15 protein-coding genes are annotated in these 17,211 nt (G+C 65.2%); 6 read left to right on the plus strand and 9 right to left on the minus strand.

The annotated features are described in order from the left end of the window. Nucleotides 1-200 precede the first annotated feature (200 nt). Nucleotides 201-1,772: a fatty-acid--CoA ligase FadD5 gene (gene fadD5, locus AB0L63_RS21685; protein WP_364503650.1), complete on the plus strand. Its 1,572-nt coding sequence runs from the start codon at nt 201-203 to the stop codon at nt 1,770-1,772. Between the two features lie 222 nt (nt 1,773-1,994). Here the strand turns inward: fadD5 and AB0L63_RS21690 are convergent, their stop codons facing one another. Beyond that, nucleotides 1,995-2,603, minus strand: coding sequence for a TetR/AcrR family transcriptional regulator (locus AB0L63_RS21690; protein ID WP_364503653.1), 609 nt, complete (start codon nt 2,601-2,603; stop codon nt 1,995-1,997). A 120-nt stretch (nt 2,604-2,723) separates the two neighbouring features. On the opposite strand from AB0L63_RS21690, the gene AB0L63_RS21695 reads away from it, so the two are divergent. Beyond that, nucleotides 2,724-3,434 carry a methyltransferase domain-containing protein gene (locus AB0L63_RS21695; RefSeq protein WP_364503656.1) on the plus strand — a complete coding sequence of 237 codons (711 nt, stop codon included), beginning with the start codon at nt 2,724-2,726 and terminating at the stop codon, nt 3,432-3,434. Between the two features lies 1 nt (nt 3,435). Here the strand turns inward: AB0L63_RS21695 and AB0L63_RS21700 are convergent, their stop codons facing one another. Further along, nucleotides 3,436-5,808 carry a lysylphosphatidylglycerol synthase transmembrane domain-containing protein gene (locus AB0L63_RS21700; protein WP_364503659.1) on the minus strand — a complete coding sequence of 791 codons (2,373 nt, stop codon included), beginning with the start codon at nt 5,806-5,808 and terminating at the stop codon, nt 3,436-3,438. Between the two features lie 380 nt (nt 5,809-6,188). On the opposite strand from AB0L63_RS21700, the gene AB0L63_RS21705 reads away from it, so the two are divergent. Then, nucleotides 6,189-7,034: an SDR family NAD(P)-dependent oxidoreductase gene (locus AB0L63_RS21705; protein WP_364503662.1), complete on the plus strand. Its 846-nt coding sequence runs from the start codon at nt 6,189-6,191 to the stop codon at nt 7,032-7,034. 1 nt (nt 7,035) lies between these two features. Here AB0L63_RS21705 and AB0L63_RS21710 read toward each other — a convergent pair whose 3' ends face one another. Next, a complete protein-coding gene (locus tag AB0L63_RS21710) occupies nt 7,036-7,803 on the minus strand; it encodes an SDR family oxidoreductase (RefSeq protein ID WP_364503666.1) in 768 nt (255 codons plus the stop codon). After that, nucleotides 7,787-8,566 carry a 2OG-Fe(II) oxygenase family protein gene (locus tag AB0L63_RS21715; protein ID WP_364503669.1) on the minus strand — a complete coding sequence of 260 codons (780 nt, stop codon included), beginning with the start codon at nt 8,564-8,566 and terminating at the stop codon, nt 7,787-7,789. Before AB0L63_RS21715 ends, AB0L63_RS21710 begins: the two co-directional genes overlap by 17 nt. Nucleotides 8,567-8,641: 75 nt before the next feature. On the opposite strand from AB0L63_RS21715, the gene AB0L63_RS21720 reads away from it, so the two are divergent. Further along, nucleotides 8,642-8,884, plus strand: coding sequence for a GDSL-type esterase/lipase family protein (locus AB0L63_RS21720; RefSeq protein WP_364503672.1), 243 nt, complete (start codon nt 8,642-8,644; stop codon nt 8,882-8,884). 141 nt (nt 8,885-9,025) lie between these two features. On the opposite strand, the gene AB0L63_RS21725 is transcribed toward AB0L63_RS21720, so the two are convergent. Further along, nucleotides 9,026-10,510: an AarF/ABC1/UbiB kinase family protein gene (locus AB0L63_RS21725; RefSeq protein ID WP_364503675.1), complete on the minus strand. Its 1,485-nt coding sequence runs from the start codon at nt 10,508-10,510 to the stop codon at nt 9,026-9,028. A gap of 109 nt (nt 10,511-10,619) precedes the next feature. Between AB0L63_RS21725 and AB0L63_RS21730 the strand changes: the two genes are divergently transcribed. Both AB0L63_RS21730 and AB0L63_RS21735 read left to right on the plus strand, forming a co-directional pair. Next, nucleotides 10,620-11,399 carry a GntR family transcriptional regulator gene (locus AB0L63_RS21730; RefSeq protein ID WP_364503678.1) on the plus strand — a complete coding sequence of 260 codons (780 nt, stop codon included), beginning with the start codon at nt 10,620-10,622 and terminating at the stop codon, nt 11,397-11,399. Between the two features lie 166 nt (nt 11,400-11,565). After that, entirely contained in the window at nt 11,566-12,519 is a 954-nt protein-coding gene (locus tag AB0L63_RS21735) for an oxidoreductase (RefSeq protein ID WP_364503681.1), read from the plus strand. Between the two features lie 340 nt (nt 12,520-12,859). Here the strand turns inward: AB0L63_RS21735 and AB0L63_RS21740 are convergent, their stop codons facing one another. The 4 genes from AB0L63_RS21740 to AB0L63_RS21755 all read right to left on the minus strand — a co-directional run bounded on the left by AB0L63_RS21740 (nt 12,860) and on the right by AB0L63_RS21755 (nt 17,152). Then, complete coding sequence (locus AB0L63_RS21740) at nt 12,860-13,984, minus strand: nitronate monooxygenase family protein (protein WP_364503684.1); 1,125 nt, start codon at nt 13,982-13,984, stop codon at nt 12,860-12,862. A 216-nt stretch (nt 13,985-14,200) separates the two neighbouring features. Beyond that, nucleotides 14,201-14,941 (minus strand): methyltransferase domain-containing protein, encoded by a 741-nt coding sequence (locus AB0L63_RS21745; RefSeq protein ID WP_364503687.1) that lies wholly within the window; start codon nt 14,939-14,941, stop codon nt 14,201-14,203. A gap of 66 nt (nt 14,942-15,007) precedes the next feature. Continuing rightward, the gene (locus tag AB0L63_RS21750; RefSeq protein WP_364503690.1) at nt 15,008-16,363 is read right to left on the minus strand and encodes a wax ester/triacylglycerol synthase family O-acyltransferase; all 1,356 of its coding nucleotides are present in this window, start codon (nt 16,361-16,363) and stop codon (nt 15,008-15,010) included. A gap of 144 nt (nt 16,364-16,507) precedes the next feature. After that, nucleotides 16,508-17,152, minus strand: a complete 645-nt coding sequence (locus AB0L63_RS21755; RefSeq protein ID WP_364503693.1) for a class I SAM-dependent methyltransferase — start codon at nt 17,150-17,152, stop codon at nt 16,508-16,510. Between the last annotated feature and the right edge of the window lie 59 nt (nt 17,153-17,211).

The following is a 17,211-nucleotide window of genomic DNA, read 5'->3' on the forward strand; positions in this document are numbered from 1 at the left end:
GAGCCTAAATTGACACTCGTGATTATCGGTAAATGCGCAGCTATATGCGATTCTCTGCCCAAGACCCGTGCCGAGCAGATTAACAGCGATTCATATCTCGATCTCTTGCCGTTGCAATAAGTTAGTTGTTATTCTCTCAGTTCAGTCCGTCGACGCTGTCGGATACACCGGCGCACGGTTGGCGGTCCGAGAGGAGTGGCATGACCATCGGTGCACCGGCGCTCGACGAGCCGATCAGGTCGCGGCGCAACCACTGGAACAACCAGCTCGCATCGCATGCGCAGATGCGCCCGGACGCGGTCGCCGTGCGGTTCCGTGGTGTGGACACCACTTGGCGGCAGTTGCACAACCGTTCGCTGAAGTTCGCCGGCGCGCTCGCCCGCCGCGGCATCGGTTTCGGTGACCGGGTGCTGATCCTGGCGCTGAACTGTCCCGAATACCTCGAGGCCGTCTTCGGCATCAACGCACTCGGCGCCATCGCGGTCCCGGTGAACTTCCGGTTCACCCCGCCCGAGGTCGCCTATATCGTCGGCGATTCCGGCGCCAAGGCAATTGTCACCGACACCATGTTGCAGCCGTTGGCCACCGCCGTGCAGGGCCAGGCCCCCGAGCTGGCGATCTGCATCGTGATCGGCGGCCAGACCACCGATGCGGTGCTCGGCTATGACGATGTGCTGGCCGAGGGTGGTGAACCGCATACGCCGCTCGACATTGCCGAGGACACCCCCTCGCTGATCATGTACACCTCGGGCACCACCGGCAGCCCGAAGGGCGCGGTGCTCTCCCACGCGAATATGAATGCCCAAGCGCTGACCTGCATTCGGGCCACGGCGATCGATACCGATTCGGTCGGCTTCTGCACCTCGCCGCTGTTCCATATCGCCGGACTCGGCAGCCTCGCACCGTATTTCGTGCTCGGCGCCAAGACCGTGCTGCATCCGCTCGGTGCGTTCGATCCCACCGAATTCCTGGACGCCGTCGAGCGCGAGCAGGCCACCACCGCCTTCTGCGTGCCCGCGCAGTGGCAGCTGATCTGCGAGGAGCCGACGGTCAAACAGCGCAAGCTCGCGCTGAAGGTGCTCAGCTGGGGTGCGGCTCCGGCCTCCGATACCGTGCTACGGGCCATGGCCGACTGCTTCCCGGATGCGGTCAATGTCGCGGTCTTCGGCCAGACCGAGATGTCGCCCATTACCTGCGTGCTCGAGGGTAAGGACGCGATCCGCAAGCTGGGTTCGGTCGGTAAGCCGATTCCGACTATCCAGGCCCGCGTCGTTGATGATGCGATGAACGATGTCGCGCCCGGTGCGATCGGTGAAATCGTCTATCGCGGGCCGACTCTGATGCAGGGCTACTGGAATAAACCGGAGGCCACCGCCGAGGCCTTCGCCGGCGGCTGGTTCCACTCCGGTGACCTGGTCCGCGCGGACGAGGAGGGCTTCCTGTGGGTGGTAGACCGCAAGAAGGACATGATCATCTCCGGCGGCGAGAACATCTACTGTGCCGAGGTGGAGAATGTGCTCTTCGCACATCCGAAGATCCGCGAGGCCGCGGTGGTCGGACGCGCGCACGAGAAGTGGGGTGAGGTGCCGGTTGCCGTTGTCGCCCTTGTCGATCCGGATGCCGAGCTCACTCTCGACGAGCTGGCGCCGTTCCTCAACGCGAACCTGGCCCGCTACAAGCACCCCAAGGATCTGGTGATCGTGGGCGAACTGCCCCGCAATGCCAGCGGCAAGGTCGTCAAAGTGCAGCTGCGCAAGGACTATTCGTCCTGAGCTTGCCCGAATCGTAGACATCGGCGGCGCGCTGGCAGGTGAATGTCATTCGGCCCGGGGCTTCTTCGGCCGATGCTGGCCGGTTCGGTCGCGGCGAGCGGGGTGGTGCCGCGGCTGGCCCGTAAGCCCACGCCGCGTCGCTGGCAAACCTCGAATTGATCACCGCGGGCTGCCGCACCGCCGGCCAGGCGCTCGAGCTGAACCGCGCGTCGGTGTGACAGATCATCGGCCTGTGCGGCTGATCCGTCCGGTGTGCGATACCCGGCTCGTGAGACCGGGACCGACCAGATCTTCGAGGCGACGGTAGGTTTCGGCCGCGGGCAGCGGTGGCTCGGCATCCGCGATCGAGCCGAGCAGGCCGACGACGCCCCAGGACAGGAACGTCATCGTCACCGCGAATTCGTCGTCGTCCATATCGAGTCGGCCCGAAAGTTGTTCGGTGAGAATCTCTTCCACCATGCGCCGAGTCGAGCGCAGCAGCACCCCGGTCGCCCTGCGACCCAGTAGCGCCCGATAGACCTCCGGATTCGCCGATGCCAGTCGGAACAGCGTGTACAGCGGTGCGAGTGGTTCCGAATGTTGCGGTGCATCAGCATCATTCGCGGCCGATTCGATATCGGCCACCGCCGCGCGCAGGTACTCGGTACTGCTGACCAACAGCAGATCGTCCTTGTCCCGGAAGTGCGCGTAGAAGGTCGAGCGTCCGACATCGGCGCGATTCAGAATGTCCTGCAACGTGATCCGGTCATAGCCGCATTCGATCATCAGCTCGATCAGCGCCCGGTGCAGCAGGCTCTTGGTGCGCCGCACTCGGCGATCGGTGCTGGTCATCGGCATCCTCCGAACGCGAATACCGCGTTGTCGTACAAATTGTGCGAATCCGTTCGGAACGGCACGATATCCGCACTTTTGCTTCTGGTCGATCCGGTCATCTGGTCCGATTCTGAACATATGACCGGAAATGCACAACAGTCCACTAATGCATATGCTGACCGGAACTCTGAGATCGGCATTCTCATCACCAAACCGCGCGGCTATATCGCCCTGAAATCGGCCTTACTGCTCGGCCGCGTCGGGAGTCTGAATGCTCGACTCGTCGAGCTGACCGGTACCGCCCCGGGCGAGCACGCCGTCGATATCGGTTGCGGTCCGGGCCAACTCGTCCGGGCACTCGCCGATCGAGTCGGACCGGGCGGTCGAGTGATCGGCATCGACCCGTCCCAAGAGATGATCGACTACGCGACCGGCCGCATCGGCGCCTCGTCCAACTGCCGGCTCGAAGTCGGCGCCGCTCAGTCGCTGACCCTGCCCGATGCCTCGGTCGACGTGGTCACTTCGACCTTCGTCATGCATCACATTCCGCAGACCCAGCGCACAGCGGCGCTGGAACAGATGTTCCGGGTGCTGCGCCCCGGCGGCCGACTGCTGCTCGCCGATACCCACCCGACCGGAAAGGTGCTGCCGGCGGCGGTTCGGCTCATGTCCCGATTCGCCGCGCGCCGCACCGACGACCCGCACACGCCAGGACACCACGCGGATCCACTGGCGGCCATCGACATTCGCCGCTACCGCGAAGCGTTACGGGCAGTCGGATTCGGGGCCGTCGACTTCACCACGATCCCACCGACGACCGGCGTACTCATGGCAACCAAGGACGCCTGAGTCAGATCATGTCCCTCGATGTCATCCAGCGCATGGTGAACCAGCCGCAGAACACCGGTAGCCAGCAGGTGAGCACGCGGTAGAGCAGCACCGCGGGCACGGCAATGGTCGCGGGCAGGCCGAAGGCGGCGAGACCACCGATCAGCGCGGCCTCGACGGCGCCGACGCCACCGGGAGTCGGCGCGGCCGAGGCCAGGGTGCCGCCGATCATGGTGACGATGGTGACGGTGATGAACGACGCGCCACCGCCGAACGCCTCGACGCTGGCCCACAGCGCCAGCGCCTGGCCGATCGTGATGGCGCCACAGCCGAGCACGATCACCGAGAACCGCTTCGGATCCCGGGCCAGATCGCCGAGTTCGCCGAGCACCTCCTGCAACTGCGGGCGCACCGAATTGTTCAGCCAGCGACGCAGTTTCGGCACGAACATGAAGGTGCCGATAATGCCGACACCCACACCGGCGGCCAGATAGAGCACGGTGGCGTCGGGCACGAAATGCGAAAGATTCGCCGAAGTGCCCGCCGCCACGCTGAACAGGATCAACAGGCTGATGTGCGTGATCACCTGTACGGCCTGCTGCAAGGCGACGGCGGCGGTGGCCCGCACCGCGCCGAGTCCGCCCTTCTGCAGGAAGCGCACGCTCAAGGCCAGTCCGCCGACCCGCGCCGGGGTGGTGGTGGCGGCGAAGGTATTGGCGATCTGCATGATCACCAGATTGCGGAAGCTGACCAGGCGAGACGCGCAGGCCCACAGCGCCGCCGCTGCACCGACATAGGTCAGCGCCGAGACCGCCAGCCCGAGCAGCGCCCACCACCAGTTGGCGGTTCGCAGCTGCGAGAAGAAGGTCGGCACCGCGCTGATGAACGGGTAGGCGACGTAGACGAGCCCGATCAGCAGCACCAACTGGATGATCTGTTTGCGGCTGAACCGGGTGATCTGCTCGGCCTCGATCTTGTCCCGGCCCGTCTGCTTGCGCACCTCGTCGCGGGCCGTGGCGACCACCTCACCCCAATCCGGAATCGACTTCTTGATCCCGGCGGGCATGGCGGACTTGGTGAGTCGGCTCGCCGCGGTTAGCACCGTCTGCTCGCCGAGGGTATCGATGGCGGTGCGGACCGCGGCTTCCTTGCCGAAGACGGCGGTGGTCGAGACCAGCAACTGCGCGACATCGGACTGTCGCTGCTTATCGGACGCGCCGAATTCCGCATTGACGAATCCGTTGAACAGCGTGGCACCGTTCTCGATTCGGATCTCGGCGGGCCGCAGATCGCCGTGCGAGATCTGGGCGCAGTGCAGTGCGGCCAGCGACTTCCATACCCCGGCGAGCTCGTCATCGGAGGTTTCGTCGAGCGGCTTACCTCGAGGCATGGTGTGCGCGTACAGCATCCAGCCCCGCTCGAGTGCCGCGACGGCGACCTGTTCCACGGCGGCCAGACCCAATTCGCCGACGGCGATGGCCAGCAGCGCACGGTGCTCGACGACGCGGTGCATGGAGCCGTGCATTGCCGCGGTTTCGCTGCTGCGGAAGGTGAGCCAGCGCCACAGCTGGCGTAGCGCACCGAAGCTGCGCTGATTCTTGCCGAACAGCTCGACGGTCAACTCCCGCTCCGGACCGTCGATGGCCGCGGCGAGCACCAGCGGACCGCGCCCGGCGGGATGCATAACGGTGAATGCGGTGACGGTATGTCCGCGCCTGGCCAGCACCCGCACCGCCGCATCCAGCGGAACCTCCAGCGCCGGTGTGCCGACCACGAGCACGATCACCGCGCCGACCAGCCAGCCGACCGCGAGCCCGAACATGGCCCGTGCGGGCACCACCGTGCTGACCACCAGGTGGATCGGTGCGAATGCCAGCAGCAGGAACCATAGCCAGCGCCGCGTCCGGGTCGGCAGCCACGGACTGGATACGGTCAGCACCGCGGCGAGCATGGCGATCCAGCGCGGATCGTCCAGGAACTGCGACAGGAAGGTGTCGAGCCGATCCGGCACCTGCAGATGCCATTGCGGCGTGGACAAACCCGTTCCGGTGATCGATAACAGCAGGCCCGCGACCAATCCCGCGGCCGCATAGCCCGCGAGCAATTTCCACTGCCTGCTGATGATCAATTCGATGAGGATCGCGAACGGCAGCGCCAGAATCGCCATGCCGTAGACCAGGTAGACCAGATTGGACTGGTCCGGATTGAGGAATCCGACGATAGTCGAGACCGAACTCTCCAGCGCCAGCCACTCCGGCCGGGTGATCAGCGAGGCGGCGACCACCACGCCGACCCACAGTGCCGCGAGTACGACACGGATGATGTCACTGGTCCGCCGGATCAGCGGTTGCAGCAGGCTCCCGGTAACCGGGATATCCCGCCCATCGACTCGCATCTCGTGGCTCCGCTCCTCCGCCTCTCCGCGCCTTTGCCGGTCGTGGGCTGTGCCTAACTTACCGTTGCGGGCCGACGGTTCCCGGAATGGCTGAGCGCTGGGCTCACCGGCGAGTTACCCCGGTGTTCGTCCGCCCCCGAACCTTCGGCCGACGGGTTGGGTGCGGCGAGAGATTCGTCGCGGGCCGACAGTCGGCAGGTAGCTGAATTCTAGGGGTCCCCGGTGAGTTGCACATGTTCGTACTCGATCAACTGTTGCGTTCGCAGCACGATACACAGCAGCGCGAAGCCGCCGACTTACCGGTCAGTAGGCGGTCTTGCCGAATCCGTCCGTGCCGATGAGGATCAGGACGAATCAGCCAACGGCTTGGAAGGCGGGACATGGCAGCACAGGATCTATCCGGGAAGACAGTGGTGGTGACCGGCGCCAGCTCCGGCATCGGCGCCGAGGCGGCGGCGAAGCTGGTGGCGCGCGGCGCGACCGTCGCGGTGGTCGGGCGCTCGCCGGAACGCACCGCCGAGGTGGCGGCGCGGGTCGGTGCGGCGCCGTTCGTCGCCGATTTCGCCCGCTTCGACGAGGTGCGCAAACTCGCCGATCAACTCCTCGATCGCTATCCGCGCATCGATGTGCTCGCCAATAACGCCGGCGGCGCGTGGGCGAAACGCACCGTCACCGATGACGGCAATGAGCTGACCTTCCAGGTCAATCACCTGTCACCGTTCCTGCTGACTGCCCTGCTGCTGGATCGGCTGGTGCAGTCGCAGGCCAGGGTCGTCAATACCGCGAGCATGACCTACCGGATGGCGAAGCTGGACCTCGACACCATCAACGCATCGACCGGTTCGTTCAACCAGCTGGGCGTCTATGGCGCCAGCAAACTCGCCAACATCATCTGCACCAGGGAGCTGGCCCGCCGCACCGGAGGCACCGGACTGATCACCGTGGCATTCCATCCGGGCGCGGTCGCCACCCACGTCTACGACAATGCCCCGCTCGGGCTCGGCGCGTTCATCCGCTCTTCGCTGTCGCGGCCCTTCTTCCTCCGGGCCGATAAGGGCGCGGATCCGTTGGTGCACTTGGCGACGACGTCCGACGCGATCAACGGCAAGTATTTCCACCGGTTCGAGCTGGAGGAGCCGCGGAACGGGCAGGCGGTGGATGCGCAGCTCGCACAACGGCTTTGGACGATGTCCGAAGGGATCACCGGAACGGGTTCGGCGAAGTAGGTCAGTGGGCGTCCGCATCCAGAGCGTGACGCTTACCCCCGGTCTCCACTCCGACGGTGAAGATTTCGCCGCTCATCTCACCTCGATCGAGTTCGACAATGGCCCGTACCACCTGTTCGGTAGCCACCGACGCGGGAAAACCATTGGGCGCGATCGCATTCGCGCGCACCCCGAACTCCTCGAATTCGGCGGCGATATGCCGGGTCAGGTGGTTGAGCGCCGCCTTCGATGCCGCGTAGAGCGCCTGTCCGCCGGGGTACACCCGCGAGCCCGAAAGGCTCGAGACATTCACGATATTGCGATTTCGGGCCCGGTTCTCGTCCCCGGCATGCACCCAGCTCCGCTGCGCCAGGCGCGCCGACAATCGCAGCGGCACACCGACATTGACCGCGAAATGCGGATCGAACTCATCGAGCGCGGCATCGCCGTCGACGATGCCGCGCGGTTGAAATCGGCTGTGCGCGGCATTGTTGACCAGCAGATCGATATGCCCGAACCGGGCGAGTGCGAGATCGATGACGCGCTCGACCTCACCCGGGCGGGCCAGATCGGCCTTGATCATGAAGATCCGTGAATCATTTTCCGGCACCGGCATTTCCGGTTCGAACGGATCGACGAACCATTCGAGCTGTGACGGTGCGGCCGGGGTGCGGGTGCGGCAGACCGCGATGATGTCGTAGTCGGTGTACAGACCGCGGCAGAAGGTATCCCCTAGTACGCCACCGGCCCCGGTCAGCAGACATACCCGGCGTTCAGTGCCACTGCGCAATGCTGTCTCCTCCCCAGCGCCGCACCACATCGTCCTTCGGCCGATGCAGCCACATCACCACGCTATTGCGTGCGGTGGCGTTATCGCCGACGAACGTATGCCAGGAACGCGGTGTGCACTCGAACAGCAGCAGCGAATTGTCCAAGGGCGGAATCGTCACCGCGGGAACCGGATTCGTGCCGAGATGCGGGTACAGCGCGGTCTCGCCGCCATCGCCCGGCCGCCAGTCCGGATTGCCGAGATAGAACAGCACCGCGACGGCGCGCACCGTCTCCCGCGCGAAGACCTCCGGCGTTCGCGGGCCGGTCGCGAGATCCACGTCCGGATCCACGGTCCTGACCTCGCCCGGTCCGGGCGCGGAACCCTTGAACCAGGCGGGATTCAGATCATTGTGCGGCGATCCGGGCGGACTGCCCGGCGGATGGTGGTGCACCGCCCCTTCGACATCACCGGTGGTGGCGACCCCCGTCACCCGGGCGATCAGGTCATGCCATTCCCGCGAAAGGAACAGCGCCAGCGGCCCATCCCGCAGCCCCGCCAGCGATGCCCCGACCGCACCGTAATCTGCCGCCACCGATCCGAATGCCTCGGGTCGCTCCCGGCGCACCCGCGCCACCTCATCGGCGAGCCGCCCATAGAACTCGGGCACGAACACATCTCTGGCATAGATATGCGGAAACGGCTCGATTCGGCGAATCCAGCGCCGATGCGCGAACAAATCGGTGAACCACGGCGGCACCGCGGACTCGGCTACCCCTGTCAACGTCAAATCCCTCCCGAACAACCACGGCGATCCTATCGGCATACCCCGCCTACGTGGTCGGGACCTGATGGCATCGTGGCGCCGCCGCCTGTCGATGACGCCGAGCAGAATGCCAGGACTGCCGGGCTCGACGAACATTTCGCCGACATCTGTGCCGCCGCGGCGGCTCCCTATGTGCGCGTCCATCACCCGCTGCGCGACAGTGCGGTATGGATGCGTGAGGTGCGCGCGGGTGACGGGGCACATCCCGGCGCGGCCGGTTACCAGGAAATGGCCGCGCTCATCGGTCCGCGATGGCGAGAGTGGTTGGCGCGCTGACCGATCCGGATGGGCGAGTCGGGTGGCGGGCAAGATGATCGGGTCGAGGCCCGAGTGCTGGCCGAACCGCGAGACCAACACTGTCTCAGACGTGATGTCCTGGTATTCCCATGCCGTCCGGGCAGGTCAGCGCGGCTGTACTCAGCTGACAGATATGCGGCGCACGGCCGATTCGGCCCGCTTGCGCCGAGCCACCGCCAGATCGACCGGCACCGCGCCCTCCTCGACGGGCCGGGTGACCAACTCGTGCAGCGTCGGATGCCAGCGCCCGATCTCGTCGCGGAACGAACCCTCGGTCTCCAACTGACCGATCGCACCGATCAGCGTCAGCATGGACCGCGCGAACGGGGTGAAGCGCGCAGGCATGGTCCCCTGCCGCAATGCATTCGACAGCCGCGGATTCGTCACCCGCAGTACCTGTTTGCGCAGCCAGCGCATGGTGAACCGGTAACTCGCGTGCTGGAAGGGTTCGATGCATGGTGCGACCAGATGGAATAGATCCTCGGCATCGAGTACTCGGCCCGGTTCGCAGAAGCCGTGCCGCCGTGCTGCCGCCTCCAGTTCCGCAGGGCCGCCGTTGAACAGCGCATCGCAGTAGTCGAAGGCGAATTCGTCGAAACCCTCGGTGGGCCACGGTGTGCAGGCCCCGAAGTCGACGATGCCGAGTCGACCATCCGGCAGCACCCGGAAATTGCCCGGATGCGGATCGCCGTAGAGCAGACCGCTGCGAATCCAACTCGATGCCATGAACCCGACCAGCTGCATGCCGACCCGATCCCGCTCGGCGCGCGTGCCGTTGGCGATGACGCGCGGCAGCGGCGTACCGTCCAGCCATTCGGTGACGAGCACATCGCCGCGCTGTTCGATCACCCGCGGAATGCGGAAATCCGGATCGTCGGCATAGGCCGCGGCGAAAATCCGCTGATATTCCGCCTCGGCGGCATAGTCGAGTTCGTCGAGCACACTGGCGCAGATCGCCTCGGTCACGCCCTTGACATCCGCGCCGGGCACGAAAACCGTTGCCAGCATGGAGATCCGGCGCAGTTGAACCAACTCGTTGACGACCGCTTCCTTACCGCCGGGATACATCACCTTCACCGCGACGGGCGTACCGTCACGCCACACCGCGCGATGCACCTGGCCGAGCGAGGCCGCGGCCGCGCGCCGATCGTCGAATTCCCGGAAATACCAACGCCAGTTCTCCCCCATGCTCGCGGCCATTGCCGCGTGCACCGAACGCGGCAGCATCGCGGGTGCGCAATCCTGTAACCGGCTCAGCGCGATCTTGTAGGGTTCGGCGAGTGCCGGCGGCAACGCGAGTTCGTAAATGGCAAGCAGCTGACCGAGTTTGGCGGCACAGCCCTTCAGTTCGCCGAGCACCTCGAAGATGTGCTGTGCGGTGCGCATCTGGATTTCGCGATCGACCTCAGCGGCCGGTCGACCCAGTGCGCGCTTACCGACGCCCGCCGCATGACGGCCCGCGAAGGCGAGCGGCAGTGCCGCCAATTTCGCATTGCGAACCACGGTGCGAACCGGGGGTTTACCGTTCGATCTCATGGCGAACATGCGGGCGCGTCCAGTGGTCGAATTCTCGGCCGATCGACCGTCGCCACGCTGAATTGTCATGACTCACCTCACACTGCGCGCTGACCGGTGTAACACAGGTGCAGTCTCGCACAGGAGGGCATAGACTGTCTGGGACGTATTAGACACCGAGTCGAAAGGTGGCATCTCGATGGGATCCCGAACGGTAGTCGCCGACGTTGCCGATGAGCTGGCACGCCGGGTTGCCGCAGGGGAGTATCAGCCGGGGGATTTGATGCCGTCGGTCCGTCAGGTCGCGGAGGAGTTCGATATGAACCGCGCGACCGCGCAGTTGACCCTCGGTCGGCTGGAATCGTACGGATTCGTCGAGGCGCGACGCGGTAAGGGGTTCACGATCCGCGATGTCCGTGCGGCGGGCGGCATCGATGTATATCGGCACCTGTTCCGGTTCTCGGTTCCGATGCCGGATGTGGCGATCGAGATGTTCCACGACATCGTCGAGGTGGAGCGCGGCATCGTTATGGCGGCGCTGCTCGCCTACACCAGCATCGAACACAGGATCGACTCGGCCGAACTCAAGGCCGAGATCGATGTACTGGAGTCGCTTGCCCGACAGGATATTCCCGACTTCCAACAGATCCTCGCCATCGAGATCGGCTTGATCCGCCGACTGCTCACCGCACTCGGGCTGAGCATGCAGCGCGCGATCATGAACTCCATCGGCGAGATGGTGCTCGAGGTGCCCGAGGCCGTCGAGGCCTTCTTCGCGGGCGCGGCCGACCTCCATGTATTGGTATGGCGTGCGCTGGTCGCGGTGTGGGATTCCGGTTCCGGTCCGTCCGAGGCGCAGCTCGCGCTGTTCGAGGATCTGTTCGGGCTGTATCACGACAAGGTGATCGCCCGGTTCGAGGAATTGCTCGATATCGGGGCCGAGTGTGACGAGGACGTGGAGCACGCGGCGACCGCTTGATCGCCCTCGACTCCCCGGATTGCACTGTCTGGGTCATTACTGCGTCGGTGTCACTCGAGGCTGCTCTGGGGTGGTAGCGTTGCGGCCGTCAGGCAAGATCGCATGGATCGACTCACCGCCTGAGACAGCATGAGCACTCAGGCCGCTGATCAACCAGGAGGTCTCTGTGACATCGGTACCAATCCTGCCGCGCCGCTGGGCCATTGCGGATATCGCAGATCAATCCGGCAAGACCGTCGTGGTTACCGGCGCCAATAGCGGTCTCGGCTTGCGCACCGCCGAGGCATTGGCGAGCAAGGGCGCGCATGTGCTGCTGGCCTGTCGCAATCCGCAGAAGGCCGCGACGGCACTGGAAGCGGTGACCGCGGTTGCCGCTGGGCCGAAACCCGAAGTGCTGCAGCTGGATCTGGCCGATCTCGTCTCGGTCCGGCGGGCGGCCGAGCAGATCAACGACACCGTCGGCCGGATCGATCTGCTGATCAATAACGCGGGTGTGATGGCGGTGCCGCGCGCACGCACCGCTGACGGGTTCGACGCCCAATTCGGCACAAATCACCTCGGGCACTTCGCATTCACCGGCGCCATACTGCCCGCGCTCCTGCGCGCCGAACAGCCGCGAGTCGTGACCGTATCGTCGGTTGCCGCGTGGGTCGGCGTGATCAACTGGTTCGACCCGAATTGGCAGCGGATCTATCTGCGCTGGCCCGCCTACAGCCAGTCCAAACTGGCGAATCTGTTGTTCACCGCCGAGCTCGAGCGCCGGGCACGTGCGGCCGGATCGCGCCTGTGCGCGGTGGCCGCCCATCCCGGATTGTCCGCGACCCATCTCTACGACCGCAATGGTGAGAAGGGGGTGAGCGGCGTCTTGGCGGCGATCCCGCAGGCGACCCTGTTCGCGCTGGCCCAGCCCGATCGCATGGGCGCGTTGCCGCAGCTGTATGCCGCCACCGTGCCGGATGTGCGCGGAAACTCTTATGTGGGACCGGGTTTCGTGGTCGCCGGATATCCGCGGCGGGCGCTGCGCAATCCACTTGCCTACCGCCGCTCGACCGCGCGCAGACTATGGCAGCTCAGCGAGCAGCTGACCGGTGTGCGCTACGACTTCGCGATGAATTCCTAGGCGGCCCAGCGGGGGTCGGTATCAGCGCGGTGCCGCGGCGAAGGCGGCGAGCACGAGGGAGGTGACGATCGTCACCGCAAGTACGGCCAGTACCACCAGATTTCGTCGTTGCGGTCGATCGGCATGCTCCAGATTCGGACACTCCGGCCCGGTGTGTCCGCGACTTCCGCACCGAGGGTTGGTGCAGGGATACATGCCGACCTCCCAAAAACTGACGCGAACGCTCACACTGTAGCCGTACGAACCATCTTGTATACCGCGTGCGCTGCTGGACGGCTACCCAGCCACGGGGGCCGAAAACGCCGCCCCGGCATCGGCCGGGGCGGCGTCGGTGACGTTGTTACAGCGCGCTATTGAGCTTATTCAGTCGGTCGCACGCCTCCACGTACTCATTGACCAGCCGGGCGATCACATCGGCGGAGCGCTCCACCTTGTTCATCATGCCGACGACCTGACCGACCGGATTGAAGTTCACATCCTTGGCCGCCTCCGGATAGCGGTGCCCACGCTTGACGCCGTCCAGGGCCACCATCATCTGCAGCGGCATGGGCAGCGGATCCGGATTCTCCGGCGCCTCCCAGGCCTCGGTCCAGTCGTTCTTCAGCATGCGGCACGGCTTACCGGTCCAGGACCGCGAGCGCACGGTGTCGTGGCTGGAGGCTTCGATATAGGTCTGCATCTGCGCGGGCGGCACATTCGCCTCCTCGACGGTCAGCCACAGCGACCCGGTCCACGCACCCGCCGCGCCCATCGCCATGGCCGCGGCGACCTGCCGACCGTTGCCGATACCGCCGGCGGCCAGCAGCGGCATATCGCCGATGGCGTCGACCACCTGCGGCCACAGCACCATCGAGGAGATCTCACCGCAGTGCCCGCCGCCCTCGGTGCCCTGGCAGACAACGAAATCCAGACCGGCGCGCTTGTGGTTGAGCGCATGCTTCACCGAACCGCACAGCGCGCCGATGAGCCGTCCCGAGCCCTGGATCTGCTCGACCACATCCGGCGGCGGGGTGCCGAGGGCATTGGCGACCAGTTTGGCCTTGGGATGGCGCAGGATCACCTCGATCTGCGGTGCGACGGTGGTCGCGGTCCAGCCGAGCAGCTGGTTGTGGTGTTCACTATCGGGCAGATGCGGGACATTGTGGTCGTTGAGGAGCTTCTCCGCGAAGTCCCGGTGCCCTTGCGGAACCAGTTCCGCCAGTTTGGCTTCCAGCTGTTCGGGGGTCAGATCATCGATCCCTTTGCCCTCGTACTTCGACGGGATGACGAGGTCGACGCCGTACACACCGTGCACATGGTCGTCGAGCCAAGCCAGCTCGACCTCCAATTCCTCGGCGGTGAAGCCCACCGCACCGAGCACGCCGAGACCGCCGGCATTGCTGACCGCGGCCGCCACATCGCGGCAATGGGTGAAGGCGAAGATGGGGAATTCGATCCCCAGCTTGTCGCAGATTTCGGTACGCATGGCGTGCTGGTCTCCCTACTTGCTCAACAGCCGGATCACAATGGCTGACGAGTGCTGGAACGGGTTGCATATCGGGTCTCCGGCCCGCGCTGCCGATTCGGCCGTCTGCCGCAGATATCGCCATGACGCAGCGGTAGCTTGGTCAACAGGCGCGGTACCTGACCTCGAATGTAACACGTTCTAGTTTTCTTGCGATAGACGTTGCTTCCGAGCGAATCAGAGTTCTGCCGTGACGAGCCGGTAGCCCAGGTCGAGGTGGGATTTGTCGAGCAGCCCGGCATGCCGTCCGGCCCACGCGTCGGCAGCCAGATCGTCGCGGAGTCGGTTCAGTCCGTCCCGTAACAGCGCCGCCGGTGTCATCGCCAGCATCGACATGCCGGCGCGCACGGTCTCGTCCAGATACGCCTCGGGTCTCCGCCAGTACGCGCCACCGAACCCGTCTACGCAATCGTGCGGGACCGGGATCGGGGTGATCGATACGTCGCCGAGTAGGGCGGTGAGGCGCGGGAGCGCGACAGCCAGGCTCGCATCGGTATCGGCCGCGGCGGGCAGATAGTCACGGACCAGCCAGAATTCCCGGTAGACGGTGTGATCCCAGGTGAGGATGACGATGCGGCGGCGGGCGATCCGTTTCAGTTCGGCTATGCCGCGGTCGAGATCGGTCCAGTGGTGCACGGTCAGGACGGCCAGGGCGGCATCGACGGCGTCGGTGTGGATCGGTAGTTCTTCGGCGATCGCCTGGACCGCGGGTGCGGCGGCGGTCGGGCGTTGCGCGATCATCACCTCGCTCGGCTCGACCGCGATCACGGTGCCGGTCGGCTCGTAGGATCCGCTGCCCGCGCCGATATTGGCGATGGAGTCCATACCGCGCACAGCGGCATCGATGACCGCGGCGATCCGCGGATCCGGTTGTCGGGTCCGGGCGTACGTCTGTCCGGTGTCGTCGTAAAGAGCCATCTTCGCCCGCCCGTCGCCAGTCGATCGCCTCAGTGTATCGACCGGCGTGGCAGGCGATTCGACGGTTCAGGTGGCGGACTGCTCCAGGTCGGCCAGCGAATTCTCCAGGTGGTCGAGGAGGCTGTGTAGTCGCGGCACGCTGCGGCGGCAGCCGACGAGTCCGAAGTCGAGACTGTCGACATTGGTGGTGAGGGTGACGTTGACAGCCTGACCGTCGAACGGGATCGACATGGGGTAGGAGGCGTCCAGGCGGGCGCCGTTCCAGTAGTGCGGTTCCCTGGGGCCGGGGACGTTCGAGATGACGATATTGAACGGCGGATTCGTCAACGACAGCAGGCCGGGCAGCAGGGTCAGAGCCAGCGGGCTGAGCATCAACCCGGATAGCGCCATGGTCTGGATGGGGGAGAGCGAGTTGTAGACCTCTTTGCTGCGGCGCATCGATTCGCTCACCACGCGCAGCCGTTCGATCGGATCGGCGATATCGGTGCCGAGATTGCACAGAATCGCACCCACCTTGACGCCACTGCTATCGGTATCGTCCTCATCGGCCCGCAGCGAGACCGGGACCATCGCGATCAACGGCTTATCGGGTAGCGCATTATGTTCGATCAGATACGTGCGCAACGCACCGGCCGACATCGCCAGCACCACATCGTTGACGGTCGTGCCGGTCGCCTTCTTGACCTGCTTGACCCGCTCCAGCGGCCAGGACCGGACCGCGACCCGGCGGGCACCGCCGATCGGCACATTGAACATCGAACGCGGCGCCTCGAAGGGCATGGTCAACTGTTGCTGCACCAGCGCGGCGCGGGCTACCCGCAGCACGGCGGGCCCGGAATTGGCGGCCGACAACAGATTTCGGGCGATCCCGCCGAGCAGCGAGCCGGACGGTTCGGTCTTGCGTTTCGACCCGGGCAGATTCCACGGCACGCGCGTTTCGCTGGCCATGGGATCGTTCGTGAGTGTGCGTTGCAGCAATCGTTGTGCGGTGACGCCATCGATCAGCGCGTGATGCATCTTCGAGTACAGGGCGAAGCGGCCGTCGCGCAGCCCCTCCACCACGTGGATTTCCCAGAGCGGGCGGTGCCGGTCCAGTAAGGTGCTGTGCAGATCGGAGGCCAGCTCGAGCAGTTGCTCGAAGCTACCGGGACTCGGCAGCGCCGACCGGCGCAGGTGATAGACGAGTTCGACGTCTTCGGCCTCGGTCCACGCCAGCTGCGGCGCGCCGAGCCAGGTTGCCGGGCGCTTGCGGAAGGTGGGGTGGAATTCGTTGTCCACCAACAACTTCTCATGGGTTGTCCGAGCGAAATCGGGCCCGGCATCGTCTGGCGCCTCGAAAAGCTGTAGCGAACCCACGTGCATCGGGTGCTCGCGGGATTCGCCGAGCAGAAATACGGCATCGATCGGAGAAATGAGCTCCATGTCCTGTCGCCCCCTGACGACGGTGTGGTGCTGAGGTGTTCGGTGAAAGGAAATCGACCACGATGTCGGTGAGGATCCGCACAGCCATGTCCCCTGTGCGCACTCCCCAACCTTACGGAAAGGTGCGGATCCGCGTTCGGCGAATCAGCGATCCTTGACCAGGAACATATAGGCTTGGCGGCCCCGCTCGCCGGGATCCGGTTCGCGGACCATCCGGGCAGTCGGCGTGAATCCGGCTTGTTCGGCCAGCGTGGCGAGCCGATCCGAGGACCATCGATAGGCGGTTATCACCTTGTGGTCGAACGGTTTTACACCCGGGGCATCGGTAGCCTCGAAGTATGCGAGCAGCGCACGCCCACCCGGCTCGAGTATCCGATGAAACTCAGCCAACACCGCGGGCATTCGTTCCGGCGGCAGATGAATGAAGGAGTACCACACGAGAATTCCCGCGAGGGCGGCGTCGCCGATATCGAGATCTTCGAGCGCACCCTCGTCGAAATCGAGTGTCGGATATTGTGCCCGCGCCAATTCGAGCAGTTGGGGTGACAGGTCGATCCCGAAGATATCGAGGCCGAGGCCGGATAGGTGTGCGGTCAATCGGCCTTCACCGCACCCGAGATCGGCCACGCGACCGTCGGCTCGCACCAGTTCCGCGAATGCGCCGAGCATGGCACGGTCGAATGGCTGCGTCGCGAGGTGATCTTTGGCGAATTCCGCGTAGCGGATCGCCATCTCGTCGTAGGCGGCGCGGGTGCGCGCCACATCTGTGGGAACGGTTCGACTTGTCACCCGAACATCATGCCCTCCCGTCAGCTCTCATCGGGGATTCGATTGCGACGCGTCGCGAT

The organism is Nocardia sp. NPDC051990 (genome assembly GCF_040680755.1).
Classification (GTDB): Bacteria; Actinomycetota; Actinomycetes; order Mycobacteriales; family Mycobacteriaceae; genus Nocardia.

Bases quoted from the DNA above. Each gene is read 5' to 3' on its own strand.
- AB0L63_RS21705 (WP_364503662.1), top strand. From the start codon at position 6,189: ATGGCAGCACAGGATCTATCCGGGAAGACAGTGGTGGTGACCGGCGCC.
- AB0L63_RS21745 (WP_364503687.1), bottom strand. From the start codon at position 14,941: ATGGCTCTTTACGACGACACCGGACAGACGTACGCCCGGACCCGACAA.
- AB0L63_RS21725 (WP_364503675.1), bottom strand. From the start codon at position 10,510: ATGACAATTCAGCGTGGCGACGGTCGATCGGCCGAGAATTCGACCACT.
- AB0L63_RS21730 (WP_364503678.1), top strand. From the start codon at position 10,620: ATGGGATCCCGAACGGTAGTCGCCGACGTTGCCGATGAGCTGGCACGC.
- AB0L63_RS21740 (WP_364503684.1), bottom strand. From the start codon at position 13,984: ATGCGTACCGAAATCTGCGACAAGCTGGGGATCGAATTCCCCATCTTC.
- AB0L63_RS21700 (WP_364503659.1), bottom strand. From the start codon at position 5,808: ATGCGAGTCGATGGGCGGGATATCCCGGTTACCGGGAGCCTGCTGCAA.
- AB0L63_RS21695 (WP_364503656.1), top strand. From the start codon at position 2,724: ATGACCGGAAATGCACAACAGTCCACTAATGCATATGCTGACCGGAAC.
- AB0L63_RS21690 (WP_364503653.1), bottom strand. From the start codon at position 2,603: ATGACCAGCACCGATCGCCGAGTGCGGCGCACCAAGAGCCTGCTGCAC.
- fadD5 (WP_364503650.1), top strand. From the start codon at position 201: ATGACCATCGGTGCACCGGCGCTCGACGAGCCGATCAGGTCGCGGCGC.
- AB0L63_RS21750 (WP_364503690.1), bottom strand. From the start codon at position 16,363: ATGGAGCTCATTTCTCCGATCGATGCCGTATTTCTGCTCGGCGAATCC.